This is a genomic window from Natrinema limicola JCM 13563, from assembly GCF_000337475.1.
Classification (GTDB): domain Archaea; phylum Halobacteriota; class Halobacteria; order Halobacteriales; family Natrialbaceae; genus Natrinema; species Natrinema limicola.
On record NZ_AOIT01000051.1, the window covers coordinates 40,877 to 66,703 of the forward strand.

Consider the following 25,827-nt stretch of genomic DNA (forward strand, 5'->3'; position numbering starts at 1 on the left):
CAGTGGGAAAGTGAAAGGGGGGGAGTGGGATGGGTGGTCGGAAGGCAGACGGCAAGGGAAGTGGGGGTGGGGTGGGGGTACGGTAGGAGACTCCCCTGCCGCAATCCAGCCTTGGAGCCGCTCGGGAAAACCAGTATCTCCAAATAAATTTGGACCCGGAGCCGTCATCGCGTGGCTGCGGTTGCCGCGAGACGTTGGATGGATGCACCGGCGACCTACAGTTCGGGCGGCTCACTTACGATCGACGGCTGTGCGTTCCAAAGCAGGAGGTCCGTGTACCGTGCGAGGAGCCATGCAGCAGCGTTGAACAGGTGTAAGACGACGAGTCCAACCACGACGTCGAACGTGGAGACGGCAAGTGCCGTCGGAAGCGAGTCGACGTACAGCGAGATCAGTTCGCCGTCGGCGATCTCGATCGCCACGCGCTCGAGTCGCGTGCTGTCGGTCTTGTAGTGGTGTCCATCGGGATCGAGCTCCTGGTACTCGTCGAGAAACCCCTGTGCTGTGAGCCGGTCGATCCGGCGGTAGATCGTCGGCGGCGACGCATCACAGCACTCGGTGAGGCCCTCGACGGACATCGGTTCCTCGCTGGCCGCGATGAGGATATGCCGGGCATACTCGTCATCGAGTAACGCCAGCAGTTCTTGCTCCTCATCGTCGGGCATTCGGTTGTTCGTATGATATGTAAATATAAAAGAACCCACAGTTTCTGTCCCTGAAAGCGTGCGCACCGGACTATACATGTGACTGGTGTAGCGATGATCGAGATGTCCGCGATCGAAACGAGCGGCTTGACGAAAGCGTATGGTGACCTCACCGCTGTCAACGACCTCGACCTCGTGGTCGAGGAGGGGGAAGTGTTCGGCTTTCTGGGTCCGAACGGGGCCGGGAAGTCGACGACGATCAACATGCTACTAGACTTTACGCGGCCGACCGCCGGGTCGGCCACGGTACTGGGCTACGACGCACAGGCCGAGGCCGACGCGATCAGTCCCCGTGTCGGCGTCCTCCCCGAGGGGTTCGACATTTATCCACGACTCTCGGGTCGCCGACACATCGAGTTCGCGATCAAGACGAAAAGTGCCACCGACGACCCCGACGAGATTCTCGAGCGCGCCGGGCTCTCGGCCGACGACGCCGCGCGGCCGGCCGGTGACTACTCGAAAGGAATGCGCCAGCGTCTCGCAACCGGTATCGCGCTGGTCGGCGATCCCGACTTGCTGATCATGGACGAGCCCTCAAGCGGGCTCGATCCCAACGGTATCAGCGAAATGCAGGACCTCGTTCGCAGTGAGTCCGAACGGGGGACGACCGTCTTCTTTTCGAGTCACATCTTAGAGCACGTGGAGGCGGTCTGTGACCGTGTCGGCGTCTTGAACGAGGGCGAACTCGTCGCCGTCGACACGATCGAGGGGCTTCGCGAGCAGTTCGGCGGCGGCGCGACGATGACGCTTACGCTCGCCGGTCCCGCCGCCGAGGTCCGAGCAGTCGCCGACGAGTTGCAGGGCGTTACCGACGTCACTGCGTCGGGGCGGACCCTCGAGTGTACGATCGCCGATCCGGCCGCGAAGGCGCGGCTGGTAACCGAACTCGCCGACGCCGGCGCGACGATTCGTGATCTGCGGATCGAGGAGGTGTCACTCGAGTCGCTGTTTACGGCGCTAACTAACGGCGACGTGGACGACTCGAAGACACAGGGTGGACCGGCCGATGCGGTCGCGACGGAACCGGAGGTGGCACGATGACCTCGCACGTGCCGACCGTTGCCCGTAAGGAGTTCGAAGACGCCGGCCGCTCGAAACTTCTCTGGTCGCTGATCGGGCTGCTCGTTGGGATCGTTGTCATCGGTTACGTCGCGATCTGGCAGACTGTCGACGACACCACTGCGGCCGAGGTGCTCAGCTTCCTCGGGGTCCCGCTGCAAGTGATCTTGCCAGTCGCCGCGCTGATCGCCGGCTACATGGCCGTCGTCGGTGAGCGCCGCTCAGGGAGCATCAAGATCCTGCTGGGCCTGCCGCCAAACCGGACCGACGTCGTCTTCGGTAAGCTACTCGGGCGCATGGGCGTCGTCGGGCTGGCCGTCGGCCTCGCGTTCCTCGTCTCGCTGGTCCTCGGAGCTGCCCTCTTCGGCTCGGTCCCGTTCGTCGACTGGCTCGGCTTCGCTGCCGTCTCGCTGCTGTTCGGACTGATGTTCGTCGGGCTGGCCGTCGGCGTCTCCGCCAGCGTTTCCACACGCGGGAAGTCGATGGCAACCGTCGTCGGGCTCTACATGGTGTTTGTCGCACTGTGGGAACTGCTCACTGCCGGCCCCTACTACCTCATCTACGACGAACCCGTCCCTGTCGAAGCTGAGACGTGGTATCTGGTCCTCGAGCAGTTCAACCCGCTCTTCGCGTATTCCAACCTCGCCAGTGCCATCCTCGAGAACTCGGTCTACCCCTTCCGGTTCCAGTATGGCCTTCAGGAGATGCAAGCCGCCGGCATGACGCCGGCCGAACGCTATCCGGGCGACGCGCCGTTTTACCTGCAGGACTGGTTCGGTGTCGTCGTCATGCTGTGCTGGCTGATCGTGCCCGTCGCGATCGGCTACTACCGGTTCCAGCGGACAGATCTCTAACAGATATCTGCCATTGTCGGTACCGACCTGACGATATTTCGCACACTGGATCACTGTGTCGATCGCCTATTCGTGGCGATTCCTGACCGCTTCTTCGTAGGCTTCTCTGCATCGAAGATTTTGGGTTGCCCTGCTGTCTGAATGCGAATATTTAGTATTTTACCAACTAATCACAGTTAATTACATGTCGCTATAGGAAAAGAATCAGGGTAGAGACGGAATGGGATACACGGGTATACGAGCGAACTCGGAGTCGAAGGCGGAGCAGACCGACGACTCTGCGAGTTATCGCTCCCGATCGCTGACGTCGGACGTGAGATCGCAGTCGAACGCGAGGTCGACTGGCACGTCGCCGACGCCGGCTCGAGCGGACATCGAGCAACGGTATGGCCTCGAGTTGTACGCGCCTGGGCAGGAAGTCCAGATTCAGCGATTGGAACGGGCCTGCGGTCCCGCGGAGTCCAGGGCTGGGTCGACGAGGGAATGCCGGTCGAACTCATGGGGAAGCCGGTGGATATGGACGCGTTCCGCGAGCGCCAGGCCGAGCGGCCGGCGACGGTGCCACGAGATATCGAGCGCCAGAACGCGGCGTCCGTCCAGCGCAGCCGCGAGGCACAGTACGACACCGACCGAGTCGGGGACACGAGTGTGCCCGCGTCAGTACGAGATGTCCTCAGCACACCTGGCCAGCTGCTGGACGGCGGCATCCAGCGCGCGATGGAAGAGCGGATGGGCGATTCCTTCGGTGACGTACGGGTTCACGCCGATGCGACCGCCGCAAAGGCCTGCGATGAGATCAACGCGCGGGCGTTCACCGTTGGCAATCATATCGCGTTCAACCACGGCGAGTACGACCCCGAGTCGCCAGAGGGACAGCACCTTCTCGCTCACGAACTCGCACACGTTCGCCAGCAGACCGGGGCCGCGATCAGCATGATGCCCCAGAAAGGCAGTGGACTCGAGATCGATCCCGATCCGCGACTCGAGCGCGAGGCCGAAGAGGCGGCCAAGCAGGCGATGGCCGACGGCCCGGTGACGATCAATCGGATGGGGACGGAGGTGCACATCCAGCGCATGCCCGAGGCCGAGCAACTTCAGACGGCCCGTGAGGAGGCTGCGTCCCGGAATGACGGGATGTTACTCGCACAAACGGTGTCACGACTCGAGGAACGTGTATCCTCGATCGAAGAGATGGTCACCGGCGACGATTCGGTGATGAACAGCGTCGGCAAGGCCCTCTCTCAGGGTGCTGTCGGCGCGGTAGGTGGCCTGCTCGGGGGCGTTGCTGGTACCATGGTCTCGCCTGGCCTCGGTACGATCGGTGGTACTGCGGTCGGGCAGGAAATGGCCAAAGGAATGGCTGGCGATGTTACCAAGACGCTTACTGGCCAGGTCTACGACGTGGGATCGGATTTCGTGGCTGAGAAAGGACGCCAAGCAAGAGAGATTCTTGAACAACTCGTCGAGGACAAAATCCATGAACTTCTCGACGGGTCTGATCAAGCTGATGATTCACAAGGTGTTGGTTCAAGCCGGAGGTGATTTCATATGGATGCAATAATAACTGGTGAAAACGATGAGCGGGTCGGATTAAGTATTATTGATAATAAAAACGCTGAGCACGTCATTGAGATGGAGTTCGACGGAGAAATAAAACATCACCAGTGCGATGCGTACGCTACCAAAGCGGCCGATCGATCTCCAGAAGAAAACGAGTACAACGAACAAGCTCGGAAGTTCGCTCGGTATTACGTCTACATCGAGCGGGGATACGACACGATGCCACCGATGGATCATCCCGAGCGCATCAACGCCGTCAGACTCACTGTTCAGGATCTCGATGACGACCGGTTTGACGAATTGTTTGGTGATCTCTACAACCAGCTACGGAGTTACTACGACTTCGACGCCGAACGACCGATACCCGTTCCACCGCTTGCATCAAGCTCTGATAGTGTCCTCTACCGACAGAACGTGTATCTCGGCGTCGATCCACTCGAGACGGAGTTGACTGATGTCGCCGAGGACATGGCGACCGCTTACGGGCTGGACCTGTCGAACCCGTCGGTAAAAGAGCAACCACTGAACACACTGTCTGCTGGTGCAATCGCTGACTGGATGTCATTCGCCGCGGATCTCGTTGACCGGGCCGACGAGCAAGAGATCGACCTCTCCGACGGTGCCTATATTGATGCCGTATCCACGCTCTATACGACGTATCTCGACAACGACGGTGTACAACACACTGCCGAGCCGGACACTGATCCGTTCGAGCGCGAACCGGACACGTTGATCGAGTTACCACCGATCGATCCCGGCCCACTTGCGGAGTTCCGCGAGTACCTTGATCATCATCTCAAATGCCAGATTCGGGACTGTTTCGTCCGCATGGGTGTCGAGCCACCCGAGGAATTCCGGGTGCTTGGGAATGGGCGACTCGACGCAACGGCTGCCTACAAGCTCTTGGACATGTATCCGAGTTATCACGACCCCGACGCACAGCGCTTGCTCGGGTAAGAAGCGACCTCGTCTTCTGTTTCCGAACAGATCCCAATGTGCGGGTGTTCACCGTGCAATCACGGTGAGCACCCCGAGTGTCCCGACGGCCAACACATCCTCGTACGTGTCCGCCAGCAGACTGGCGCGGATGTCAGAATGGTGCTCCAAGCGGATACCCGGTTGAAAATCGCGCGTCCGCAGGGATGGATCGGCGCTGACGATTACTGCATCCGCAACAACTGTGCGTGCAGCGTCGTGCCGACCTCGAGGACGTTCGCCTCGTCGATAAAGCCCTCCTCGACGGCGAGTTCAACGGCGCGGGTGCCGACGATGTTGGCGACGTCTGCCTGCGCGAGGCTTTCGATGACTGCACCTTCCTCGACCGCGTCGCCGCCGTAGAACTCCTCGGTGACGGTCAGCGAGAGTTCACCTTCCTCGAACGTCTCGCCGAGGACCTCCTCGTCGCAGACGGCGACCAGTAGCCCTTCCTGGGTCTGTCGTTCGTTGACGATCATTCGTTACTCGAGTTCCCACTCGCGGTCGTCGTCCTCGCGCTCGTCGGCGTCACCGCCGCCGAGCTCGCCGAGTCCGAGGTCGTCGAGATCGATGTCGCCCCGTTGTGGTGGCTGACGGCCTGCGCCGCGACCGCCGCGGCCAGCGCCAGCACCGGCTCCGCGACCGGCACCACCGCCGGCGCCGCCCGGTCCCTGGCCGTACCGTTGCTCGTGGTCGTCGATCATCTCCTGTTCGGCCCGCTCGCGCATCTGATTTGCCTCCTCGGCGAGTTCTTCGGCCTGGTCGTACTCGCCGAGTTCCTCGAGGATCTCGGCCTTTTCTTCGATCACCTTGGCGTTGCGCAGCCCGAGTCGGATCGCGTTATCGATGCAGTTGAGCGCCTCCTCGGCCAGCCCGCGCTCGGAGAGGAAAAAGGCACGGTTGAACCAGGCGGCGGCGAATCGCTCGTCGATTTCGACGGCGCGTTCGGCGTGCTCGAGTGCTTCGGAGGTCTCGCCGAACTCCCAGAGGGCATAGGCGAGGTTCGTCTCGGCGGTCGCGGCGTGTTCGCTCGAGTCGTCGATCCGTAGCGCCTCGCGGTAGGCCCCGATCGCTTCGTCCCACTCCTCGAGTTCGCCGTGGGCGACGCCTTTGTTCACCCAGGCCTCCTGTGCGAGTTTGTCGTCCTCTGCGAAGCGGGCGGTTCGCTCGAAGGCCTCGGTGGCCTGCTCGTAGCGGTTGATCTGCATGTAGTTCAGGCCGACGTCGAGCAGCTCGGCGGCGTCGACGGCGTCCCGATCGATGTTGTGCTCGTCTAACGTGTCGGTGACGACGCGGGAGTCGACGGGATCGACCTTCGACGGGTCGACGCCCAGCTCCGGCGGGTCCAGGTCGAACTCCTCGTAGGGATCGCCGAATCCGTCTCCCTCGGAGAAGCGATGGTCGCGCTCGTCGTCTCGATCAGTCATTAGTTGCATGTGGCAGCGACGACTGTTAAGGGCTGCGACCCGGGTACCGGCGGCGTTCCAATAGCGTCGAGCGCGCGTCGGAACGCCCCTCTCAGATTCGTCCCACGAGGCGTCTGGTGGCGCCCCGAAGCGACTGCGTCACCGCCGCCGGATGGGGCAACCCGAGGCGGTACCGGACACGGTCCTGTCGCTTGAACGGCTCGAACACCACGGGCTCCTCGAGTTCCCAGATCCGCGCCCGGCTGTGTGCCCCGTGTCGGTCGACGATCGCGTTGGTCGCACGGCGGCCGGCTTCGTTCGCCGACTCCATCGAGGCCAGGTCGGAGTTCGTTCGCACGTAGTCACTCGCCAGCGTCAGGTTTCTGACCCCGGTGTCGGCTGGCGGTCGGTTCCGCAACGAGCCGATGGTGTTGATCAGCAACGGCGAGCGGTTCTCGACGCGGTCGGTGACGGCATCATCGGCTGCCCGTTGTGTCTCCGGTGCACCGCCGGTCTCGACGATCGCCGGATCGAGAAACCAGTCGACGAGCAGCTCGTCGGTCAGGCGCTCTCCGGCCGCGTTTAGATGTGTTTTCAGTTGTACCCAGATCTCTTCGGCGATCTCCTCACGCGTACACGCCTTGGCCGGCTTTCCATACAGAATTCCTGGCGTGTCCCAGTCGGAGGCGATCACCGAGAGGACGCCCGCGACGTCGTCGGGGCCGTGTGCCTCGAGGTCGTAGCCGGTCCAGAACTCGCGCTGGGCGATCGAGGTCAGTGCCCACGGCGCGTCGGCGTAGACCTGATGGCCACGTGGCAGGTCCACGGGCTCGGAGAGATAAAACTGGATGCCGTTCATCCAGGCCGTGTCCAGCCGTTCGATGCGACCCAGTTCTGGCGCAAGTCGTTCTAGTGCCGGTGTGACGAACGAAGGGGCGGCCTCGACCGGCACGGCCAGAACGTACTCGTCGGCGCTGATAGTTTCGCCGTCGGCCAAGACGACGCCGGTGACGTGGGTCCTTTCTGATGCGAGTCGCTCGACTGGAGCGTTCGATCGGCAGTCGACGCCGAGGGACTCGAGGTGGCGCACCCAGGGATCGATCCAAGCCTCGTTGGTCGGCGCGTTGAGGATGCGCTCGGTCGGCCGGGTCGGGTCGAGCTGGCCGAGCAGCAGTTGCAGGTAGATCGTGCCGATCGTCCGAGCGCTTCCGACCTGTGGTCGGAGGGCGACCAGCGCCTGGGTGGTGTTGGCGACTTGATCGCGAAACGCCTGCGAGCGGTTCTCGGCGTCGATGAACTCCCACCAGGAGGTGTCGTCGAGTTCGCCCTCGCGGCGGGCGTCGCAGGCGGTCAGCAGATACAGCAGCCGCTCGAGCAAGAAGCGAACGTCCTCGCGGGGCAGGTCTTCGGCGAACGCCGGGCGCAGTGCCTCGAGCCAGCCGCGGATCGTCTCGGGTGTGCGCGTTTCGGCGATCGTTCCCGGCCCGGCCGTATCCGCGATCAGGGTCGCCTCGGTCTCGACGAGGTTGTCCGCGACGGTGCCGTCGCCGTCGGGGATCCGTTCCATCGTGTCGATGACATGCCGGTAGAACGCCGGGAAGAACCGAAACCCGTGTTCGCCCTGCAGCGCGTCCGGCTCGTCGCTGATCGGCATCGATCGGGCCTTTCCGCCGAAGCGATCGTTGGCCTCGAGGACGGTCACGTCGAACCCGCGCTCGGCGAGTTCGTGGGCCGCGGTCAGGCCGCCGATTCCACCGCCGATCACGGCAACGTCTGTCATTGCAACCACCTGCGGGATCGATTCACATAACCAGCATCCCTAACCACGAACGGCCACCTGCCCGTCACTATTGAGTACGCTGCCCACGAGGATTCGAGTATGCGACTGTTCGTCAGCGTCGATCTCCCCGACGACTTCGCACAGCCGATCGCCGACTTGCAAGCCGAGTTTGCCGAGGCCAGCGGGCTCTCGTTTACCGACCCCGAGCAGGCCCACGTCACGATGAAGTTCCTCGGTGATACCGACGAGGATCACCTCCCAGATCTCGAGCGGGCACTCGAGGCAGCCGTCGACGACGCCGGCGTCGACCCCTTTACCGTCCGCTACGGTGGCCTGGGCGTCTTCCCGACCCTCGAGTACATCAGCGTCCTCTGGCTGGGTGTCGAGCGAGGCGGCGAGCAACTCACCACGCTCCACGAATCGATCGAAGCGCGGACGACCGACCTTGGCTTCGATCCCGAAGACCACGACTTTACACCTCACGTCACGCTCGCGCGGATGGAACACGCCGGCGGGAAGGAACTGGTCCAGGAGCTCGTCGAGGAGCGCGATCCGACGATCGGCGAGACGCGCGTCGCGGAACTGCGTCTGACCGAGAGCACGCTCACCGACGAGGGACCAGTCTACTCGACGGTCGCGTCGTTCCCCCTCGAGTAGCTGCCGTCGTCCGACCAGGTGCTCGAACGCCGACTGGTTCCTGAACGGTCGCTGTAGCCCGTCTATACGGAATATAATCACGAAATACAGAACGAGGAATAATGACCCGGTGTCATGTATCGGCGGTGTGACGATGGCACCCGGCTCCGACGAGTCCTCGTCGAACTCACGCAGCTGGTGGCACGTCTCACGCCGTGAAGCGCTCCGCGATATCTGCGCTGCCGTCGGCGGCGCAGCCCTCGTCTCGCCGGTCGGTGCGTCGGAGACGACCGCCGTCGGTCACGGCGGCAACGCAGCCGTTCGCGTTCGGGTCCACCCCGGTGTCGTGCCGCTTCAGGCGCGATTGGGGGATGGGCTCGATGCATTGCGTCGCAACTGGCCGGCCCCGTTCCGTGATGCGCTGGCGGCCATCGAGGCCGCGTTCGATCAGGTGCTCGCATACGCCAGCGAGCAATCCCGGCTCGAGTCCCTCGAGATCGCCGTCGAGCGCGGGCGTCCGGTTCGGTTTCCGCCGTCCATGCGGTCGCTGTCCCCCAACGCCGTGCTCCCGTCGCTCGAGAGCCTCCTCGACCGATTCCGCGAGCGATTGCGGACTCACGATGTGCTCGCCGGCGACACCTGTCACGTGCTGTTACACTGGTCGCCGCTGAACTATCGGGTCGGCTACGGCGGCACGCTGTCGCCGAACTCGCTGGTTGGGACAGGCGATAACGGTGATGCACAGGCAGTCGTGAACGTCGGCGCGACGGAACGCTGGGACTCGCGAGCCGTGACGCAGAACATGGCGATCCACGAGACGATCCACACCCTCCTCTCAGAGTCGATCGTCGAGGAGGTCGTCGGGACACGCTGTGAGCACGTCCTCGGAACGGCAATCCGGACTGACCCGACCACGCTCGAGATCTCGCCGATCGCGACCGCCTACGCCGGTCCGGACCGGATCGGTGCCGGCACTCGCTTTCAGGGAACCGGTTGTTACGACCACGATCAGTTCTCTCGCCATGACGGGACCGACGGTATCGACACCTGGACGTACACGACCGCCCTCAGCGACGCCACCTGTGAGGCCATCACCCGCACCCTCGAGCGCCGCTTCGAGGCCTGATACCCCGCGTAGCGTTCGGGCGTCTCGTGTCGACGAGAACGCCGAGACAACCGTAATCGCTCGTGGCTCATCGCCGTCGTGAGCGACTGGCGGGGTGCCCTGCGAGATGGACAAGATTTTAAGCCAGCATGGGCTACGTCCGGCCACTATGGGTAAAAAATCGAAGGGCAAGAAGAAGCGGCTTGCCAAACTCGAGAACCAGAACAGCCGGGTGCCGGCCTGGGTCATGATGAAGACTGACATGGACGTCCAGCGCAACCCGAAGCGACGCCACTGGCGGCGAAACGACACTGACGAATAACGATGAGTGCAAGTGATTTCGAGGAACGCGTCGTAACCGTTCCACTGCGTGACGTCAAGAAGGGAGCCAACCACGCGGCCGCCGACTACGCAATGCGGCTGGTCCGTGAACACCTCGCGAAACACTTCGCGGTCGACGAGGACGTCATTCGACTGGACCCCTCGATCAACGAGGCAGTCTGGGAGAACGGCCGCTCCAACCCGCCACGAAAGCTGCGCGTCCGCGCAGCCCGCTTCGACGAAGAGGGTGAAACCGTCGTCGAAGCCGAGGTCGCCGACTAAACTTGCAACGCCTCGCCTTCGCCGGGTCGGCCTACGTCGGCGTCTTCGCCCGCGCGACCGACTCGTGCGTGCTCGTTCGCCCCGACGTCGACGACGACGTCATCGCCGACCTGACAGACGAACTCGAGGTGTCTGCAGTGCCGACGACCGTCGGCGGCTCCTCGACGGTCGGCGCGCTCGCGACGGGGAACGAAAACGGCCTGCTCGTCAGTTCCCGCGTCCTCGAGTACGAACGCGAGACGATCGAAGAGGCAGTCGACGTGCCCGTCGCCGAACTGCCGGGGACGATCAACGCTGCCGGAAACGTCGTCCTCGCGAACGACTATGGGGCCTACGTCCATCCGGACCTGCCCCGCGAGGCGGTCCAGATCGTCACGGATACGCTCGACGTGCCCGTCGAACGCGGCGACCTCGCCGGCGTCCGCACCGTCGGCACCGCCGCCGTCGCGAACAACACCGGCGTGCTCTGCCACCCGAAGGCCACCGACGAAGAACTCGACGCGCTCGAGGCGGCCTTGGACGTGCGAGCCGACGTCGGCACGGTCAACTACGGCGCGCCGCTGGTCGGCTCCGGCCTGCTCGCCAACGACGCCGGCTATGTCGTCGGCGAGGACACGACCGGACCCGAACTGGGCCGGATCGAGGACGCGCTGGGCTATCTCGACTGAACCGATCGGTTCTGGACTCGAGTACTGTCTCGGCCGCCGTCGTTCTGTTACTGGCGTTCGAACCGGTGTAACACGACCTCGCTGTCGTCGTCCCACTCGAAGTTCTCGTGGGCGCGCTCGAGGACGTGCTTGTACGCCTCGAGGTCGTCCATTCCTTCGGCCTGTGCGTCTTCGTCGGTCAGATCGCCGAGCGTGCGCTCGCGGACGTCGGTGACTTCGAAGGTGGTCCCGTCGATCGTGAACGTATCACCTTTGTCGGCGTACTGGTTCCCACGGTGGATCTGTGTCACGTCGCCCTCGAGGGCCTGCGTTTGCATTCGCTCGTTTGGCAACAACTCGCTGGGCTCGCGTTCGCTCATGGCTTCGGATTCGGGCCGATGCGGTAAAATCGTTGACCCTCCATTGGTTGTCGGTCCTCGCTCGTGTTGGGTCCGAACGGCCGAACCGGAAGGGAAGATTCTTCCGACTGCCTGCCGGAAGGATAGCTATGAGTCAATTTACGGTCAGTGGTCGGTTCAAGAGCCGCGACGGCTACGCGCCGTTCGAGACGAGCATCGAGGCCGAAAACGAGAACGTCGCCCGCGAACACACGCTCTCCCAGCTCGGGAGCCAGCACGGACTCAAGCGAACCGAAATCAAACTCGACGAGGTATCCGAACAATGAGCCAGCAGCAACTTCAGCAGCTCTCCCAGCAGCTTCAGGAGCTCGAAGAACAGATCGAAAGCCTCCAGACGAACGTCGAGGCAATCCAGCAGGAAAAAACCGAAGTCGACGAGGCCATCGAAGCTGTCGAGACGCTCGAGACCGGTTCGACCGTCCAGATGCCGCTTGGCGGCGGCGCGTACCTCCGCACGACGATCGAGAACATCGACGAAGTGATCGTCGAGCTCGGCGCTGACTATGCCGCGGAGTTCGAGGAAGCCGACGCCGTCGACGCCCTCGAGAACAAGAAAGCGCGCCTCGACGAGCAGATCGACGAGCTCAACGAGGAGATCGCCGAACTCGAGACCGAGAGCAGCGAACTCGAACAGCAGGCCCAGCAGCTCCAGCAGCAGGCGATGCAACAGCAGATGCAGCAGATGGGACAGGGCCAGGGCCCCGACGAGTAACGCGGCGGTCCCCACTCGATACCTATGTTCGATAACCTGAAAGAGAAGCTCGGAAGCTTCCGCGACAGCGCTGAAGAAGCCGCTGAAGAGAACGTCGAGGACGTCGACGAGGCTGACCTCGAGGAAGACGAACTCGAGACCGTCGAATCGGAGGCGGAGCCCGACGCTGCGGAAGCCACCGATACTACCCCCGAACCGGGGGCCGATGAGCCGGCTGCCCCGGCGACAGCCACGGCCGAGACGGGGACGGAGCCAGAGCCAGAGACGACCGAGTCCGCATCTGGGGATATGGCCGAGTCTGCCGGCGATGAGTCGGCGCCCGATTCCGCTCCCGACCGTCCCGAGGCCGACGACGCCGCTTCGGTTTCGGAGACGGCTGGTGACGAGCCCGCAGAGACGGCGACGTCCGACGAGGAACCGGTGGACGAGGGCGACGACGACAGCGGTGGCGGGCTCGGGATCGGTGCCAAGGCGCGATCGCTCTTCGGCGGCTCCAGCGGCGACGCCGACGCTGACGCTGACACCGACGCCGACGCTGACACCGACGCCGACGTTGACGCTGAGTCGGACGTGGAGACGCCCACCGAGGACGAGACGTCACCGTCGCCCGCGGAACCGGCCGAGACGAGCGATGATCGGGAGCCGACGGGCGACGCGGACGAGGCGACCGCCGACGCGGACGTCGGTGCTGACGCCGACGCCGACGCTAACGGCGGCACCGGCTTCGGCGCGAAGGCCAAATCCCTCGTCAAAGGGAAGTTCGTCATCGAAGCGGAAGACCTCGAGGGGCCCTTGCACGAACTCGAGCTGGCGTTGCTCTCGAGCGACGTGGAGATGGGCGTCGCCGAGGAGATCCTTGACAACATCCGCGACGAACTGATCGGCGAGACGCGGACGTTTACGACCTCGACTGGCGAGGTCGTCGAGGAAGCCTTACACGATGCGATCTACGACGTGATCAGCGTCGGGCAGTTCGATTTCAACGAGCGGATCGCCATCGAGGACAAGCCCGTGACGATCGTCTTCACCGGCGTCAACGGCGTCGGCAAGACGACGTCGATCGCCAAGCTGAGCCGCTACTTCGAGGAACGCGGGTACTCGACGGTGATGGCCAACGGCGACACCTACCGCGCCGGGGCCAACGAGCAGATTCAAGAACACGCCGACGCGCTGGATACGAAGTGTATCAGCCACGAACAGGGCGGCGACCCCGCGGCGGTGCTGTACGACGCCGTCGAGTACGCCGAGGCCAACGACATCGACATCGTCCTCGGTGATACGGCGGGTCGACTCCACACCGACGAGGGGCTGATGGACCAACTCGAGAAGATCGACCGCGTCGTCGGCCCGGACATGACGCTGTTCGTCGACGAGGCCGTCGCCGGACAGGACGCGGTCAACCGCGCCCGCGAGTTCAACGACGCCGCCGAGATCGACGGGGCAATCCTGACGAAAGCGGACGCCGACTCCAACGGCGGGGCAGCGATTTCGATCGCACACGTCACCGGGAAGCCGATTCTGTTCCTCGGTGTCGGGCAGGGATACGACGACCTAGAACGGTTCGACCCCGAACAGATGGTCGACCGGCTTCTGGGCGAAGAGTAGGCCTCCGCCCGGCGACCGCCATTCGTATCAATTGACGACCATTTCAGAAGACACTTATTATTTGTCAGAAACGTCTACGTATGAGCCGCCCTCCCTCCAGGCGTACCCTCCTCGCGTCAGTGACGGCTACGGTGGCGGTTACAACGGGCGGTTTCGAGCACGGATCGAACGCCACGGATACACCGTCACTCGAGTCCGGCACCGTTTCCCCTGACTGGTATGAGTGCAACTCGGTTGTGCGTCCCGAGCCTCCTGTCCCGACCGACGACGATGCACTCGCGCCCAAACCGTATCCGGCACCGCCGTCGGCGCTCAGCCCCGCTGCAGTTCGCGACCGATCGACCGACTCGTCACTGAGAGACGAGACGGTCGCGTACGTCACCGAGTTCGAGCGTGCGTATCGGCAGAACGAATTTCTCGCCCGGTACGGTGTGACAACACGAACGTTCGAACTCCGACGGACGGGTTATCGAACGCGGACGCTCGGCTCATCGTCGAACCCGGCGCTCATGGTAGCGATCCGCTACGATCTCCGGCTGGGGTCCCAGCAGTCAGCCACCGACCCACGCGACCAATGGGACGTCCACACCGTCTACTACGTCGACGAGCACGTCGTTCTCCGGGCACGATACCACGGCGTCGCTGGTGACCTGTCGTTCGAACCCGATCCGCGAACGCACGGCGAGCTCGTCGCCTGTTTCGGCTGAAAACGCTGACTCGGTCAGATCACGACGCCTGACTGTAGGAGCGCAATGAGGATTGTTAGCACTGGTATCGAAAGCAGTGTCGTCAGGAACACGCACGTCGAGACGTATTCAGAGACGAGTACCCCCTCGGTGCGGGCGCTGCCTGCGAACTCGATGACGAGAATCAGTGGCGTCACCGCGGCGGGCATCGCGGTCTCGAGGACGAACACGCGCGCGACGGTCGGTTGCTCAAAGCCAAGCATAAGCGCGATTCCAAGGCCGACAATGGGTGCGACGCCCATCTTGAGCGCCGTCGCGGGCCAGGCTCGCGAGACCGCTGCGGCGGTGTCGGTGCGTGCGAGTTGGATGCCCAGAATGAGCAACATGAGTGGAATCGCGGCGTCGCCGACGAGTCGGAGCGTCTCCATCGTTGCCGTCTCCTCGGGCGGGACCAGATTTAGTGCCCGCGCGAGCAGCGCCGCGCCGACGGCGTAGACCAGTGGAATGTAGAACACTCGGCGGACGCCCGCAAGCCCGGCCGACCCGCTACTCCGGGAGGCGAGGTAGACGCCGACGGTGTACATCAATACCGACTGGACCGAGAGAAAGAGGACGGCCGTCCCGCGTCCGAGGTCGCCAAACGCGAAATCGGAGACGGGAATGCCGAGGTTCCCCGAGTTACAGAAGATCGCGACCAGTACCAGCGCGCTCAGCGCCGGCTCTTCCTCGCCGACGGCGCGCCCGACGAGTTCGGCGATCCCCCACATCACCGCGGTGAACGCGACGATGCCGATCGTGACCCGCAGGAGCGTCGCCGCCTCGAGTTGCGTGGTGGCGAGACTGTGAAAGACCAGCGCGGGTGCCAGTACGTAGACGACAGCCGTGTTCAGCGGCTCTGGATCGATCTCCTTGACGGTTGCGAGTACGTAGCCGACACCCGCAATGGCGATGATCGGCCCGATTGCAGAGCCGAAGATACCGAACAGATCAGCCATCGATCGGGATCTGGCAGTTACGTCGTGACGTTCGATTGCGGAGATTCATCGGCTGTGAGACGATCGCACCTTGCATGACGGAGCGATATACTGGTTGCGGCCGATATGGAGGTTCCGATCGTGTTTTCGTCTGGGTGCACCGTCTCGTCCTTTCTTCTGACAGTGCGGCTCTATTGAATCCGATTTGATCACCATGCATTGGACGGGAATTGGGCTATTTATACTGACGTTGAGCGTCGTACGATGGCACAAGATGCGCACATCTCCCGGCGGCGGATGCTTCAGCTGACAGGTGTCGCGGCGTCGACAGCGCTTGTCGCCGGCTGCGGTGGTGGTGGGAATGGCGGAAATGGCGGTAACGGCGGTGGTGGTGGTGGTGGCATAGAGATCGAGCCCGGTACGGCGATCGAATTTGATGGGCAGACGTCCGGGTGGGAAGGGATCGCACCCTCGGCGATCGAGGGCGAGGTGAACCCGACGCTGATTCTTCAAGAAGGAGAAACGTACGAGATCGGCTGGACGACTGGTGACGGTGCCGAGCACAATATCGAAATCCGTGATGAAAACGACGAAGTCATCGACGGCCTTCAGACAGAAGTCGTCACTGAACCCCAAGACCAGTGGCTCGAGTTCGAGGCCAGCAGGGAGATGGTTACGTACATCTGTCAAATCCATCCGACGACGATGATCGGTGATATCGGCTGGGTTGAAGACGGCGGTGGCGGCGGTGGCGGCGGGAATGAAACCGGAAACGAAACTGGAAACGAGACCGGCGGAAACACGACCGGCTAACAACTGCGACTTTCGCAGGCTCGTGGCAGTTCTCGCGGCGACGCTACGGACCCAGCGCGCCCTCCTCGAGATGCGAAAGCCGAGAGCGACGATATTGTGTTGCCGGATCGACCCCTCACTGCGTGTGACCTGCCGTCGTTCTTTACGTGCCTCTGGTCACAAGGTGAAGATACGGCGGGAAAACGGATCCTTCTCGGACAGCTTCGACCGCAGAGCGTCGCTTCTCGGCGATGTCGTTCAAAACCGGCTTCCCTCGTGTGATCAGGGGACAGTGACTGTCAGTGGCTACGATAACCGATCCGCCAGATCACCGAGTCCGTCGGCGATCAAATCGGGGTCTGCGCCGAAGGGATCCCACGGCGTCGCCTTTCGGTCGAGCCAGACGCCTTGCATGCCGGCGTGGATCGCCCCCTGTACGTCGAACCACAGCGCCGAGACGTGGGCGAGTTCGTCGATCGGCGTCCCCGTCCGACCGGCGGCGTGGCGGTAGAGATCGGGATCGGGTTTGAACGTCTCGAGTTCGTCGGCGCTGATCGTATCGACGACGAGATCCTCGATGCCGGCATGGTCGACCATCGAATCGAGCAGTTCCGGATTGCCGTTCGAGAGGACGTACGTATCGTAGCCGGCTTCGTGCAACCGCTCGATGCTCGTTCGCACGTCGTCGAAGACCTCGAGTTCGTGGTACACTTCGAGGATTGCCTCGCGGTCGGCGGCGGACACGTCGAGCCCGTGGGCCGCGAGCGCGTAGGCGAGCGCGTCCCGATTGATCTCGTAGAACGTTTCGTACTCCTCGAGGTGGTTCGCGACGAGCGTATACTGCATCGAGCGCTCCCGCCACGTCTGCGAGATCGGTGTTGGGTCGTCGACGTCGGCGTGTTCCGTGAGCGCGGCTGCGGTTGCATCGACGTCGACGAGCGTGCTGTAGGAGTCGAACGTGACCGTCGTGACGCGGTCGGGATCAAATGCCATGGCGGCAGTATGTTGGGGAGTGGCAAGAACGTGGGCCGTTCGTTCCGCCGTCAAACCGGTCGAACGAGAGTCTGATCGCCGGATCGACCGAAGCCGCTTAGTACGACTACCGACTGGTATCGTCCATGAATCCCTCGAATTGGCGGACCTATCTCGTGACGCAGGCGTCGCTGTCGGGCGATCGGACGACGCCGGAGATCGTTCGTGCGGCCATCGACGGCGGGATCGACGCCGTCCAGTTGCGCGAAAAGGAGACGAGCGCTCGCTCGCGATACGAACTCGGCCACGAACTGCGCGAACTCACGGCTGCGGCGGGTGTCGATTTGATCGTCAACGACCGGATCGACATCGCACAGGCGATCGACGCCGATGGCGTCCACGTCGGCCAGTCGGACCTGCCGGTCGAGGTCGCTCGTGACCTGCTCGGCCCGGACGCGATCGTCGGCTGTTCGGCGTCGACAGTTGCCGCCGCTCGAGAAGCGGCAACCGACGGGGCGGACTACCTCGGTGTCGGAGCCGTCTACGGCACTTCCTCGAAGGATGTCGACGACGCGAAGGACGGCGTCGGCCCGGAGCGGATCGCCGCAATCGCCGATGCAGTCTCGATCCCGATCGTCGGCATCGGCGGGATCACGGCCGACAACGCGGGGGCAGTCGTCGAGGCGGGTGCGTCCGGCGTTGCCGTCGTCAGCGAGATCACGGCGGCCTCACAGCCCCGTATCGCGACCGAGACGCTCACTGATGTCGTCGAAACTACAAAGTCAGTTGCTACCGGAGAACACGGACGATGAGTGTAACCGATATCGCCGCCGCCAGCCTCACGGACTCGATTCGGACGGTTCGCGGGACCGAACCGCTCGTTCAGTCGTTGACCAACACGGTGACGATCAACGACGTCGCGAACGTGATCCTCCACTGGGGTGGGCTGCCGGTGATGGCCGATTCGCCCGGTGACGCTGGCGAAATGGCCGCTCTCTCGAGTGCCCTCCTAATCAATACCGGCCAGATACCGGAAGACCGCGTCGAGGCGATGCACGAAGCCGGCCGGAACGCCAACGAGCGCGACATCCCGGTCATCCTCGACCCGGTCGGCGTCGGGTCGACACCCTCGCGCGAGGCGGTCGCCGAGAGTCTGCTCTCGGAGATCGAGTTCACCGCTATCAAGGGCAACTACGGCGAGATCGCCGCGCTCACGGGCGTCGAAGCCGAGGTCAAGGGCGTCGAATCGGTCGGTGACTACGAGGATATCGAGCGGACGGCCAGTTCGCTCGCCGAATCGACCGACGCGCTCGTCGTTGCTTCCGGCGTCGATGACGTCGTCGCGGACGCCGATGGCGCGGTCCGACTCGCTGCCGGCCACGAGATGCTCGGCGAGGTCGTCGGCACCGGCTGCATGCTCGGTGCGACCGTCGCGACATTCTGTGCCGCCCTCGAGAATCCCCACGAAGCCGCCGTCCACGGTACGCTCGCATTCGGTCTCGCCGGCGAGCGGGCAGGTGAGATGGACCATACGGGGCCGGGCAGCTACCGGACGAACTTCCGCGACGCCGTCGCCGATATGACGGCCGACACCGCCGCCGAGTTCGACCTCGAGGACCAACTCGAGCCAGTGCTCTGAGTGCGAGCCACCCTCGTCTCCGCAGACGTCGTTTCCTCGAGTCGATCAGCGCGTTCCGGGAGACGGTCGAGGGCGTATAGAGCGCTCGAGGCGGTTCGTGATCGTCCACTGCGACGGTCGAGACGCGGCTCGAAACCGGCAGTCAGCAATCGAGAGGGTTAGCAGACCGGCTTCGGGTTCGCGCCCATCGCCTCGAGCGACTCGACGTACTCGTCGTAGGCGGCCTCGATCGCACCTGCTGCCGCGTCCTCGGCGCGGTCCCAGTCGTCGGTCTCACAGACCGTCTCGAGCAGCGACTTCGCACGTTCGAGTTGGTCGTCTAAGTCGTCGCCGAACTCGCGGAACAGGCTGGCAGTCTGTGGGTCGGCGTCGCCGACGAAGTAGCCGACGACCTGGTTTTTCGACCGCTGGCTCGCGAGGATGCGGCCGACGAACGCGCCGACGCGCTCGACAGTGTCGTCGCACTCGCGCAGGTATTCGTGGAGGGTTGGAACCTCGCTGGGTTCGTAGTCGTCGGCGGCGAGTTTCTCGTCGGCGGTCTCGTAGTGATCCTGTTCTTCCTCGGCCGTGGCCTCGAAGGCTGTCTGTGCCTCGTCGTTGCTCTCGTCGTCGGCCCACGCGCTAAACGTCTGCCAGGCGGCGTACTCGGCGTCGGCGGTCGCTTCGAGAACCGGCTCGGTGTCGATGTCGCCCCCGGTGTCGGCGTACAGTGACTTCGAGGACCCGAGTCGTGAGAGCGCGGTCTGGTTGTCCTCGGTGATGGCCTCGACGAACGTGTCCGGATCAGTCATGGCGAGTGCTTCGGGTGGGCTCGAGTTATGTCTGTCGAGATCATGCGTGATGATCTCTCGCGCGATGGCGAGAGCCGTCGCTCGGTGGGCCGGAAAACGGGCGGCAGTAGCGGCTCATACGAACTCCTGTCAGTCAGTGCCGGCACACTCGCATGACGGGTTGTGGGTGTGCCGGGGCACAGTGACAGCAGACCGTCTCAGTTACCTTTCTCGATCGGTGCGCTGACGAGGTTGCCCCACTCGGTCCAGGAGCCGTCGTAATTGACGGCGTCCTCGTAGCCGAGCAGTTCGTGCAGGGCGAACCACGCGACCGACGAGCGCTCGCCGATGCGGCAGTAGGCGACGGTCGTCTCGTTGCCCGTAATGCCTTCCTCGGCGTAGAGTTCCTCGAGTTCGTCGCGGGATTTGAACGTGCCGTCGTCGTCGGTGACGGCGGCCCACGAGATGTTCTTCGCGCCGGGGATGTGGCCGCCACGCTGGGCGGTTTCCTGCAGTCCTGGCGGGGCCAGCACTTCGCCGGAGTACTCCTCGGGCGAGCGCACGTCGACGAGCGGCACGTCGCGCTCGATCGCTTTCTCGACGTCCTCGCGGTAGGCGCGGATGTTCTCACGCGGGCCGGCGGCGTCGTAGTCGACCTCGGCGAAGTCAGGTACCTCGTCGGTGGTCGGATAGTCGTTCTCGAGCCAGTATTCGCGGCCGCCGTCGAGCAGATAGACGTCCTCGTGGCCGTAGTATTTGAACTGCCAGTAGGCGTAGGCGGCGAACCAGTTTGCGTTGTCACCGTAGAGGACGACTGTATCGTCCTCGCTGATGCCGTGGCTGCCAAGCAGGTCCTCGAAGTCCTCCTTCGTGAGAATGTCGCGGGTGGTCTGGTCTTGCAGCTGGGTTTCCCAGTTGAAGCCGATCGCGCCGGGGGCGTGTGCTTCGTCGTAGGCTTCCGTGTCGACGTCGACCTCGACCAGTCGGCGGTCGGAATCGCCGTTCTGGAAGTCGTCGAGGTGCTCCTCAACCCAGTCAACCGTGACGAGTGCGTCAGTAGCGTAGTCGTTTGCCATACACAGCCGTACAACTGTGATACACAAAGGAACTGCCTAACCGGTCAATTCGGACACCGGTCGACCGTGCCGGAGACACTTGCCGGTGCTTTCCATGCCGATTCTGCGGAGCGGTCGGACGGGGCCCGTATTCGGCGGCGTCGAGACGCACGCGAGCGCACCGTGCGTGACCGCGATCGAGACCGCCCTCGAGAATAAGCAAGCCTTGCCTCCGTCTCGGTAGCCATTGATCGTCGTGATACCGGTGCGTACTCGGGTCTGCGCCACGTATGGCCGGCTAATGGACGAATCCGTCATCGTGTCCCCCGACTGGCTTGCAGCGCACTTGGACGATCCGACCGTCCGCATCGTCGACGTCAGAGACGCCTGGGAATACGACGGCATCGGACACCTGCCTGGCGCAGTGACCATCCCGTTCGACAGCTATCGCGACGACAGCGATGTCGACCGAGGCACGTTACCCGGTGCCGAGGCCTTCGCCGAACTGCTCGGCGACGCGGGTATCGATCCCGACGACACGATCGTCGCCTACGACGACACCCATGGCGTCTTCGCCGCCCGCTTCGTGCTCACCGCCATCGAGTACGGCCACGACGACGTCCGGCTGCTCGACGGCGACTACAGCGCCTGGAACCGTGAGCACGAGACCACCAGTGAGACGCCCGATGTCGAGTCGACCGACTACGAGCCCGATCCGCTCGAGCCCGAAGCGAGCCCGCTGGTCGGCTACGACGCCGTCGAAGCGGCCCTCGAGCGCGACGCTCTCTTCGTCGACACGCGCGAGCAAGACGAGTTCGAGGAGGCGCGTCTGCCGGGTGCCGTGCGCTTCGACTGGCGCGAGGTCGTCGACGAGGAGACGCGGCAGCTGAAATCCGAGGCAGAACTCGAGGACCTGCTTGCCGCCCGTGGGATCACGCCCGACCGCGAGATCGTCCTCTACTGTAACACCGCCCGCCGGATCAGCCATACCTACGTGGTCCTGACGGCGTTAGGGTACGAGGACGTCCACTTCTACGAGGGGAGCCTGACGGAGTGGCTCGACCACGACGGCGCGGTCGAAAGTGGCCCCGTCGACGACTAACCGCTCACGTCCCGCCAGTCCGGTGCCGTCGAGTAGGTTTCCTCGGACAGTTCGTCGAACGCCGCGTAGACCACCTCGTTCAGCGCAGGGTGGACGTGAACCGTCTCTGTGATGTCGTCGACAGTACCACCGCCATCTATCGCGACGACCACCTCGTGGAGCAACGTCGACGCCTGCGGGCCGACGATGTGACACCCCAGAATCTCGCCGTCTGGTCCCGCGATCGCTTTCACGAACCCATCGTCGGCCGCGAGGATCATCCCCAGCGGTGCAGCCCCGTAGGGAACGGTGACAGCCTCGTATTCGTGGCCCTCGTCTATGAGGCCGTCTTCCGTTCGGCCCACGCTGGCGACCTGCGGGTCGGTGAAAACCGCATGAGGCATCGCCTCATAGTCGACGGCTCGCTGGCTCTCCTCGAGGACGTTTTCAGTGACGACGCGGGTCTCGTAGTCAGCAGCGTGCTTGAACGGCGGCGCGCCGATCACGTCGCCCAGCGCCCAGATTCCGTCTGCGGTCGTCTTCAGGAACTCGTCGGTCTCGACGGCGCCCGTCTCGTCCGTTTCGACGCCCGTCGCCTCGAGAGCGAGCGTGTCGGTGTTTGGTCGCCGCCCAGTCGCGAGCAGGAGGTCGTCGCCCGCGAGTTCGACGGCATCGGTGTCGCTCCCGTCGTCGGTCGGTTCGGCGGTCACAGTGACGCCGCCGTCACCCTCCGCGACCGCGGTCGCCTCATAGCCAGTATACACGTCGCAGTGTGTCTCGAGCGAGTCGGTCACGACGGCGCTGACGTCATCGTCCTCTCGCGGGACGAGTTGATCGCTCCGGCCGACGATCGACACGTCGACATCGAGCGCGCCGAAGAAGTAGCCCAGTTCGGCCCCGATGTAGCCGCCGCCGACGATCACCAGCTCGTCGGGTCGTTCGTCGAAGAAGAGCACGTCGTCGCTCGTGCGGTAGTCGACGGTCTCGAGGCCGTCGATCGGGGGCACCACCGGTCGACCGCCGACGGCGATGATGACCGTCTCGCCGCGGATCCGCTCCGTGTCCGTCGTCTCGTCGGTCGGCTCGATGTCGATCGTGCGATCGTCGACGAACCGACCCACACCGCGGTAGAGAGTGATGTTGTCGTCGGCTTGTAGGTTTGCGGCCTTGTTCGCTGCCTGCTCGTAGACCGTGTCGTGGATCGCGGCCGTGATCTCACCGTAGTCGACGTCCGTCGCCTGTGCGTCGATGCCGACTGCCTCGGCGCTTCGTATCTCCTCGAGGACGTCTGCCCGGTGGATGAGTGCCTTCGAGGGGACACAGCCGCGCGTGATACACGCGCCGCCGAGCGGACCGGGTTCGACGACGGCCGTCTCGAGGCCCTGTTGGGAACCAGCAGCGGCAACTTGGCTGCCCGAGCCGCCGCCGAGGACGACGATGTCGTATGTCTCCATACCGGCCCCGTCCACGGACGGCCGCGTAAAACGGGCACCTGCTATGCACACGCTAGCTCGACGATCGCGTTCGATCGCTTACAACCAGTCGTCGCCTGGATCGTCGGCGGTCGCTTCCTTGTACGATTCGACCGCCGCCGCGAGGTTTTCGATGGCTTCCTCGGGAGTCTGTCCCTGGCTCGAGACGCCGGTCACCTCGTCGTCGGCGATGTGGAGGCCGTGCTCGTTTTGGCGCATGGTCACGTCCGCGTCCGCGAGCGCCTCGTAGTCGGTGGGGTCTACGTCTGCGTCGGAACTCATATGCGGGCGTTGTCGCGGTCGGGTGAAATACTCACCGACGCCGTCCGACCTGTTGCCGTGACCGATCCGGCAGTTCGGATCGGCTGTAGAAAAAGCCTTTAACGCCATCGCCCCGTAGACCGAGCAAATGGTACTCGACGATCTCGGGAGTTCTCTGCGGGGCACCTTGGACAAGCTCCGCGGGAAGTCGCGACTCAGCGAAGAAGACATCGAGGAGATCGTCAAGGAGATTCAGCGATCGCTGCTCTCCGCCGACGTCGACGTCTCGCTCGTGATGGAGCTGTCGGACAACATCAAAGAACGCGCACTCGAGGAAGAACCCCCCGCCGGCACCCCCGCGCGGGACTTCGTCCTCCGCATCGTCTACGAGGAACTGGTCGATCTCATCGGCGAGTCGACCGAACTGCCCCTCGAGGAACAGACGATCCTGCTGGCGGGGCTGCAGGGGTCGGGGAAGACGACCTCCGCCGCGAAGATGGCCTGGTGGTTCTCGACGAAGGGGCTGCGCCCGGCCGTGATCCAGACGGACACGTTCCGGCCCGGTGCCTACGAGCAGGCAAAGGAGATGACCGAGCGTGCGGAGGTCGACTTCTACGGCAACCCGGACAACGACGATCCCGTCGAAATCGCCCGCAACGGGCTCGAGGAGACCAGCGAGGCCGACGTCCATATCGTGGACACGGCGGGTCGCCACGCGCTCGAAGACGAGCTGATCGACGAGATCGAGGACATCGAGGACGTCGTCGAACCCGACACCTCCTTGCTCGTCTTGGACGCTGCGATCGGGCAGGGTGCGAAAGATCAGGCCCAGCAGTTCGACGAGTCGATCGGGATCGACGGTGTCGTCATCACGAAACTCGACGGGACGGCGAAAGGTGGCGGTGCGCTGACGGCGGTCGATCAGACCGACTCCTCGATCGCTTTCCTCGGGACCGGTGAGGAGGTCCAGGACATCGAGCGCTTCGAGCCCGACGGCTTCATCTCGCGGCTGCTCGGGATGGGCGATCTCAGCCAGCTCGCCGAACGCGTCGAGCGCGCGATGGAGCAGACCGAGATCGAGGAAGACGACTGGGACCCCGAAGACATGTTGCAGGGGCAGTTCACCCTGAACGACATGCAAAAGCAGATGGAGGCGATGAACAACATGGGGCCGCTCGACCAGGTGATGGACATGATCCCCGGCTTCGGCGGCGGGATCAAAGATCAGTTGCCCGACGACGCGATGGACGTCACGCAACAGCGGATGCGTACGTTCAGCGTCATCATGGACTCGATGACCGAGGCCGAAAAGGAGTATCCCAAGGCCATCGGTGCGAGCCAGATCGAACGCATCGCCCGCGGCTCGGGCACCAGCGAGGAACAGGTCCGGGAACTGCTCGAGCAGTACAAGATGATGGAGAAGACGATCAAGCAGTTCCAGGGTATGGGCTCCGACAAGGAGATGCAGCGCATGATGCAACAGATGCAACAGCAAGGCGGCGGTGGCGGTGGCGGCATGGGCGGTATGGGGCCGTTCTAAGCCGTCTCTTTTTTCGCTATCGAACAGCCAACTCGAGGTCGATACCGACACGGCTCGAGTCCGGTGTCACCACGTTAATATCGCTTTAGACGAACCGTTCCGTAGCAATGAACCGTCGGCAGTATCTCGCCCGCACCGGCGCGGCCAGTGTGAGCACAGGGCTCTTCGCGTCGGTCGCAGGCTGTCTCGGTGACCTTCCCGGCTCGTCGGACGACAGCGATGTGACGGTCAGCGATCGGACGGGTCAGCGTGCGCTCGACCGCGCTGCGGGCAGTCTGAACACGGCCGCACAGTCACTGACCGACCTCCAAGGTCTCGAGAACCCCGAGGCGGTCGACTTCGATCCGACCGAGCCGCGAGCGCACATCGAGACAGCCCGCGGCCACCTCGAGACAGCCGCGGCCGAACTGGGCGACGACCGGGCCGCTGACGTGACGACGCTTCGCTCGTACGCAGACGTCCTCGAGGGGCTCGTTGCCGTGACCGTCACCGTCACCGATGATACGCTCGCCGACGACAT

Annotated in this window: 29 protein-coding genes and 1 pseudogene; 19 read left to right on the forward strand and 11 right to left on the reverse strand. The window is 63.8% G+C overall.

What is annotated here, in order from left to right; translation table 11 throughout:
* Positions 1-215: 215 nt before the first annotated feature.
* On the reverse strand, positions 216-665 hold the full coding sequence (locus tag C476_RS19395) for a winged helix-turn-helix domain-containing protein (RefSeq protein WP_008013746.1): 450 nt from the start codon (positions 663-665) through the stop codon (positions 216-218).
* A 102-nt stretch (positions 666-767) separates the two neighbouring features.
* Between C476_RS19395 and C476_RS13090 the strand changes: the two genes are divergently transcribed.
* The 4 genes from C476_RS13090 to C476_RS13105 all read left to right on the forward strand — a co-directional run bounded on the left by C476_RS13090 (position 768) and on the right by C476_RS13105 (position 5,134).
* The gene (locus tag C476_RS13090; RefSeq protein WP_049911854.1) at positions 768-1,745 is read left to right on the forward strand and encodes an ABC transporter ATP-binding protein; all 978 of its coding nucleotides are present in this window, start codon (positions 768-770) and stop codon (positions 1,743-1,745) included.
* A complete protein-coding gene (locus tag C476_RS13095; protein WP_008013749.1) occupies positions 1,742-2,617 on the forward strand; it encodes an ABC transporter permease subunit in 876 nt (291 codons plus the stop codon). Before C476_RS13090 ends, C476_RS13095 begins: the two co-directional genes overlap by 4 nt.
* A 483-nt stretch (positions 2,618-3,100) precedes the next feature.
* A complete protein-coding gene (locus C476_RS13100; RefSeq protein ID WP_008013751.1) occupies positions 3,101-4,159 on the forward strand; it encodes an eCIS core domain-containing protein in 1,059 nt (352 codons plus the stop codon).
* Between the two features lie 90 nt (positions 4,160-4,249).
* Positions 4,250-5,134 (forward strand): hypothetical protein, encoded by an 885-nt coding sequence (locus C476_RS13105; RefSeq protein ID WP_008013752.1) that lies wholly within the window; start codon positions 4,250-4,252, stop codon positions 5,132-5,134.
* A gap of 203 nt (positions 5,135-5,337) precedes the next feature.
* On the opposite strand, the gene C476_RS13110 is transcribed toward C476_RS13105, so the two are convergent.
* The 3 genes from C476_RS13110 to C476_RS13120 all read right to left on the reverse strand — a co-directional run bounded on the left by C476_RS13110 (position 5,338) and on the right by C476_RS13120 (position 8,338).
* Entirely contained in the window at positions 5,338-5,631 is a 294-nt protein-coding gene (locus tag C476_RS13110; RefSeq protein ID WP_008013754.1) for a DUF424 domain-containing protein, read from the reverse strand.
* A 3-nt stretch (positions 5,632-5,634) separates the two neighbouring features.
* Positions 5,635-6,579 carry a tetratricopeptide repeat protein gene (locus C476_RS13115; RefSeq protein ID WP_008013756.1) on the reverse strand — a complete coding sequence of 315 codons (945 nt, stop codon included), beginning with the start codon at positions 6,577-6,579 and terminating at the stop codon, positions 5,635-5,637.
* A gap of 91 nt (positions 6,580-6,670) precedes the next feature.
* Positions 6,671-8,338, reverse strand: coding sequence for a hydroxysqualene dehydroxylase (locus C476_RS13120; protein WP_008013757.1), 1,668 nt, complete (start codon positions 8,336-8,338; stop codon positions 6,671-6,673).
* Between the two features lie 99 nt (positions 8,339-8,437).
* Here C476_RS13120 and thpR point away from each other — a divergent pair, with 99 nt between their 5' ends.
* The 5 genes from thpR to C476_RS13145 all read left to right on the forward strand — a co-directional run bounded on the left by thpR (position 8,438) and on the right by C476_RS13145 (position 11,350).
* A complete protein-coding gene (gene thpR, locus C476_RS13125) occupies positions 8,438-8,995 on the forward strand; it encodes an RNA 2',3'-cyclic phosphodiesterase (RefSeq protein ID WP_008013759.1) in 558 nt (185 codons plus the stop codon).
* A 133-nt stretch (positions 8,996-9,128) separates the two neighbouring features.
* The gene (locus C476_RS13130) at positions 9,129-10,100 is read left to right on the forward strand and encodes a hypothetical protein (protein WP_008013761.1); all 972 of its coding nucleotides are present in this window, start codon (positions 9,129-9,131) and stop codon (positions 10,098-10,100) included.
* 148 nt (positions 10,101-10,248) lie between these two features.
* Positions 10,249-10,401 (forward strand): 50S ribosomal protein L39e, encoded by a 153-nt coding sequence (locus C476_RS13135; RefSeq protein WP_008013763.1) that lies wholly within the window; start codon positions 10,249-10,251, stop codon positions 10,399-10,401.
* A 2-nt stretch (positions 10,402-10,403) separates the two neighbouring features.
* Positions 10,404-10,682: a 50S ribosomal protein L31e gene (locus C476_RS13140; RefSeq protein ID WP_008013765.1), complete on the forward strand. Its 279-nt coding sequence runs from the start codon at positions 10,404-10,406 to the stop codon at positions 10,680-10,682.
* A 2-nt stretch (positions 10,683-10,684) separates the two neighbouring features.
* The gene (locus C476_RS13145) at positions 10,685-11,350 is read left to right on the forward strand and encodes a translation initiation factor IF-6 (RefSeq protein WP_008013767.1); all 666 of its coding nucleotides are present in this window, start codon (positions 10,685-10,687) and stop codon (positions 11,348-11,350) included.
* Between the two features lie 47 nt (positions 11,351-11,397).
* Here the strand turns inward: C476_RS13145 and C476_RS13150 are convergent, their stop codons facing one another.
* Positions 11,398-11,709 (reverse strand): ASCH domain-containing protein, encoded by a 312-nt coding sequence (locus C476_RS13150; RefSeq protein ID WP_008013770.1) that lies wholly within the window; start codon positions 11,707-11,709, stop codon positions 11,398-11,400.
* Positions 11,710-11,837: 128 nt separating this feature from the next.
* On the opposite strand from C476_RS13150, the gene rpl18a reads away from it, so the two are divergent.
* From rpl18a to C476_RS13170, 4 genes are all read left to right on the forward strand, one after another.
* The gene (gene rpl18a, locus C476_RS13155; protein WP_008013772.1) at positions 11,838-12,014 is read left to right on the forward strand and encodes a 50S ribosomal protein L18Ae; all 177 of its coding nucleotides are present in this window, start codon (positions 11,838-11,840) and stop codon (positions 12,012-12,014) included.
* On the forward strand, positions 12,011-12,460 hold the full coding sequence (pfdA, locus tag C476_RS13160) for a prefoldin subunit alpha (protein WP_008013775.1): 450 nt from the start codon (positions 12,011-12,013) through the stop codon (positions 12,458-12,460). Before rpl18a ends, pfdA begins: the two co-directional genes overlap by 4 nt.
* Before the next feature lie 24 nt (positions 12,461-12,484).
* Positions 12,485-14,065: a signal recognition particle-docking protein FtsY gene (ftsY, locus tag C476_RS13165; RefSeq protein WP_008013777.1), complete on the forward strand. Its 1,581-nt coding sequence runs from the start codon at positions 12,485-12,487 to the stop codon at positions 14,063-14,065.
* A gap of 236 nt (positions 14,066-14,301) precedes the next feature.
* Positions 14,302-14,772: a hypothetical protein gene (locus C476_RS13170; protein WP_008013779.1), complete on the forward strand. Its 471-nt coding sequence runs from the start codon at positions 14,302-14,304 to the stop codon at positions 14,770-14,772.
* Positions 14,773-14,786: 14 nt separating this feature from the next.
* On the opposite strand, the gene C476_RS13175 is transcribed toward C476_RS13170, so the two are convergent.
* A complete protein-coding gene (locus C476_RS13175) occupies positions 14,787-15,746 on the reverse strand; it encodes an AEC family transporter (RefSeq protein ID WP_008013782.1) in 960 nt (319 codons plus the stop codon).
* Between the two features lie 276 nt (positions 15,747-16,022).
* Between C476_RS13175 and C476_RS13180 the strand changes: the two genes are divergently transcribed.
* The gene (locus tag C476_RS13180) at positions 16,023-16,538 is read left to right on the forward strand and encodes a cupredoxin domain-containing protein (protein ID WP_008013784.1); all 516 of its coding nucleotides are present in this window, start codon (positions 16,023-16,025) and stop codon (positions 16,536-16,538) included.
* A 285-nt stretch (positions 16,539-16,823) separates the two neighbouring features.
* On the opposite strand, the gene C476_RS13185 is transcribed toward C476_RS13180, so the two are convergent.
* Positions 16,824-17,510 carry a haloacid dehalogenase type II gene (locus C476_RS13185; RefSeq protein WP_008013787.1) on the reverse strand — a complete coding sequence of 229 codons (687 nt, stop codon included), beginning with the start codon at positions 17,508-17,510 and terminating at the stop codon, positions 16,824-16,826.
* Positions 17,511-17,635: 125 nt separating this feature from the next.
* Here C476_RS13185 and thiE point away from each other — a divergent pair, with 125 nt between their 5' ends.
* Together thiE and thiM are read left to right on the forward strand one after the other, a co-directional pair.
* On the forward strand, positions 17,636-18,301 hold the full coding sequence (gene thiE, locus C476_RS13190) for a thiamine phosphate synthase (protein WP_008013788.1): 666 nt from the start codon (positions 17,636-17,638) through the stop codon (positions 18,299-18,301).
* Positions 18,298-19,128, forward strand: a complete 831-nt coding sequence (gene thiM / locus C476_RS13195; protein WP_008013790.1) for a hydroxyethylthiazole kinase — start codon at positions 18,298-18,300, stop codon at positions 19,126-19,128. Before thiE ends, thiM begins: the two co-directional genes overlap by 4 nt.
* Positions 19,129-19,286: 158 nt before the next feature.
* On the opposite strand, the gene C476_RS13200 is transcribed toward thiM, so the two are convergent.
* Entirely contained in the window at positions 19,287-19,919 is a 633-nt protein-coding gene (locus C476_RS13200; RefSeq protein ID WP_008013791.1) for a hypothetical protein, read from the reverse strand.
* A gap of 197 nt (positions 19,920-20,116) precedes the next feature.
* Entirely contained in the window at positions 20,117-20,974 is an 858-nt protein-coding gene (locus C476_RS13205) for a sulfurtransferase (RefSeq protein ID WP_008013793.1), read from the reverse strand.
* 280 nt (positions 20,975-21,254) lie between these two features.
* Between C476_RS13205 and C476_RS13210 the strand changes: the two genes are divergently transcribed.
* Complete coding sequence (locus C476_RS13210) at positions 21,255-22,055, forward strand: sulfurtransferase (RefSeq protein WP_008013794.1); 801 nt, start codon at positions 21,255-21,257, stop codon at positions 22,053-22,055.
* On the opposite strand, the gene C476_RS13215 is transcribed toward C476_RS13210, so the two are convergent.
* A complete protein-coding gene (locus C476_RS13215; protein WP_008013797.1) occupies positions 22,052-23,488 on the reverse strand; it encodes a dihydrolipoyl dehydrogenase in 1,437 nt (478 codons plus the stop codon). The two genes, C476_RS13210 and C476_RS13215, sit on opposite strands and share 4 nt — an antisense overlap.
* A gap of 78 nt (positions 23,489-23,566) precedes the next feature.
* A complete protein-coding gene (locus C476_RS13220) occupies positions 23,567-23,788 on the reverse strand; it encodes a type II toxin-antitoxin system HicB family antitoxin (RefSeq protein WP_008013799.1) in 222 nt (73 codons plus the stop codon).
* A gap of 127 nt (positions 23,789-23,915) precedes the next feature.
* Between C476_RS13220 and C476_RS13225 the strand changes: the two genes are divergently transcribed.
* The gene (locus C476_RS13225) at positions 23,916-25,307 is read left to right on the forward strand and encodes a signal recognition particle protein Srp54 (protein ID WP_008013800.1); all 1,392 of its coding nucleotides are present in this window, start codon (positions 23,916-23,918) and stop codon (positions 25,305-25,307) included.
* Positions 25,308-25,414: 107 nt separating this feature from the next.
* Positions 25,415-25,827 (forward strand): annotated as a pseudogene (locus C476_RS13230) (hypothetical protein); the annotation flags it as partial.

What these genes read in the sequence shown, in the direction of transcription:
- ftsY (WP_008013777.1), top strand. Translation starts at nt 12,485, where the DNA reads ATGTTCGATAACCTGAAAGAGAAGCTCGGAAGCTTCCGCGACAGCGCT.
- C476_RS13135 (WP_008013763.1), top strand. Translation starts at nt 10,249, where the DNA reads ATGGGTAAAAAATCGAAGGGCAAGAAGAAGCGGCTTGCCAAACTCGAG.
- C476_RS13105 (WP_008013752.1), top strand. Translation starts at nt 4,250, where the DNA reads ATGGAGTTCGACGGAGAAATAAAACATCACCAGTGCGATGCGTACGCT.
- C476_RS13140 (WP_008013765.1), top strand. Translation starts at nt 10,404, where the DNA reads ATGAGTGCAAGTGATTTCGAGGAACGCGTCGTAACCGTTCCACTGCGT.
- C476_RS13180 (WP_008013784.1), top strand. Translation starts at nt 16,023, where the DNA reads ATGCTTCAGCTGACAGGTGTCGCGGCGTCGACAGCGCTTGTCGCCGGC.
- C476_RS19395 (WP_008013746.1), bottom strand. Translation starts at nt 665, where the DNA reads ATGCCCGACGATGAGGAGCAAGAACTGCTGGCGTTACTCGATGACGAG.
- C476_RS13095 (WP_008013749.1), top strand. Translation starts at nt 1,742, where the DNA reads ATGACCTCGCACGTGCCGACCGTTGCCCGTAAGGAGTTCGAAGACGCC.
- C476_RS13150 (WP_008013770.1), bottom strand. Translation starts at nt 11,709, where the DNA reads ATGAGCGAACGCGAGCCCAGCGAGTTGTTGCCAAACGAGCGAATGCAA.
- pfdA (WP_008013775.1), top strand. Translation starts at nt 12,011, where the DNA reads ATGAGCCAGCAGCAACTTCAGCAGCTCTCCCAGCAGCTTCAGGAGCTC.
- C476_RS13205 (WP_008013793.1), bottom strand. Translation starts at nt 20,974, where the DNA reads ATGGCAAACGACTACGCTACTGACGCACTCGTCACGGTTGACTGGGTT.
- C476_RS13175 (WP_008013782.1), bottom strand. Translation starts at nt 15,746, where the DNA reads ATGGCTGATCTGTTCGGTATCTTCGGCTCTGCAATCGGGCCGATCATC.
- C476_RS13185 (WP_008013787.1), bottom strand. Translation starts at nt 17,510, where the DNA reads ATGGCATTTGATCCCGACCGCGTCACGACGGTCACGTTCGACTCCTAC.
- rpl18a (WP_008013772.1), top strand. Translation starts at nt 11,838, where the DNA reads ATGAGTCAATTTACGGTCAGTGGTCGGTTCAAGAGCCGCGACGGCTAC.
- C476_RS13115 (WP_008013756.1), bottom strand. Translation starts at nt 6,579, where the DNA reads ATGACTGATCGAGACGACGAGCGCGACCATCGCTTCTCCGAGGGAGAC.
- C476_RS13100 (WP_008013751.1), top strand. Translation starts at nt 3,101, where the DNA reads ATGCCGGTCGAACTCATGGGGAAGCCGGTGGATATGGACGCGTTCCGC.
- thpR (WP_008013759.1), top strand. Translation starts at nt 8,438, where the DNA reads ATGCGACTGTTCGTCAGCGTCGATCTCCCCGACGACTTCGCACAGCCG.
- C476_RS13220 (WP_008013799.1), bottom strand. Translation starts at nt 23,788, where the DNA reads ATGAGTTCCGACGCAGACGTAGACCCCACCGACTACGAGGCGCTCGCG.
- C476_RS13200 (WP_008013791.1), bottom strand. Translation starts at nt 19,919, where the DNA reads ATGACTGATCCGGACACGTTCGTCGAGGCCATCACCGAGGACAACCAG.
- C476_RS13120 (WP_008013757.1), bottom strand. Translation starts at nt 8,338, where the DNA reads ATGACAGACGTTGCCGTGATCGGCGGTGGAATCGGCGGCCTGACCGCG.
- C476_RS13130 (WP_008013761.1), top strand. Translation starts at nt 9,129, where the DNA reads ATGGCACCCGGCTCCGACGAGTCCTCGTCGAACTCACGCAGCTGGTGG.
- C476_RS13210 (WP_008013794.1), top strand. Translation starts at nt 21,255, where the DNA reads ATGGACGAATCCGTCATCGTGTCCCCCGACTGGCTTGCAGCGCACTTG.
- C476_RS13225 (WP_008013800.1), top strand. Translation starts at nt 23,916, where the DNA reads ATGGTACTCGACGATCTCGGGAGTTCTCTGCGGGGCACCTTGGACAAG.
- thiE (WP_008013788.1), top strand. Translation starts at nt 17,636, where the DNA reads ATGAATCCCTCGAATTGGCGGACCTATCTCGTGACGCAGGCGTCGCTG.
- C476_RS13090 (WP_049911854.1), top strand. Translation starts at nt 768, where the DNA reads ATGTCCGCGATCGAAACGAGCGGCTTGACGAAAGCGTATGGTGACCTC.
- C476_RS13215 (WP_008013797.1), bottom strand. Translation starts at nt 23,488, where the DNA reads ATGGAGACATACGACATCGTCGTCCTCGGCGGCGGCTCGGGCAGCCAA.
- thiM (WP_008013790.1), top strand. Translation starts at nt 18,298, where the DNA reads ATGAGTGTAACCGATATCGCCGCCGCCAGCCTCACGGACTCGATTCGG.
- C476_RS13110 (WP_008013754.1), bottom strand. Translation starts at nt 5,631, where the DNA reads ATGATCGTCAACGAACGACAGACCCAGGAAGGGCTACTGGTCGCCGTC.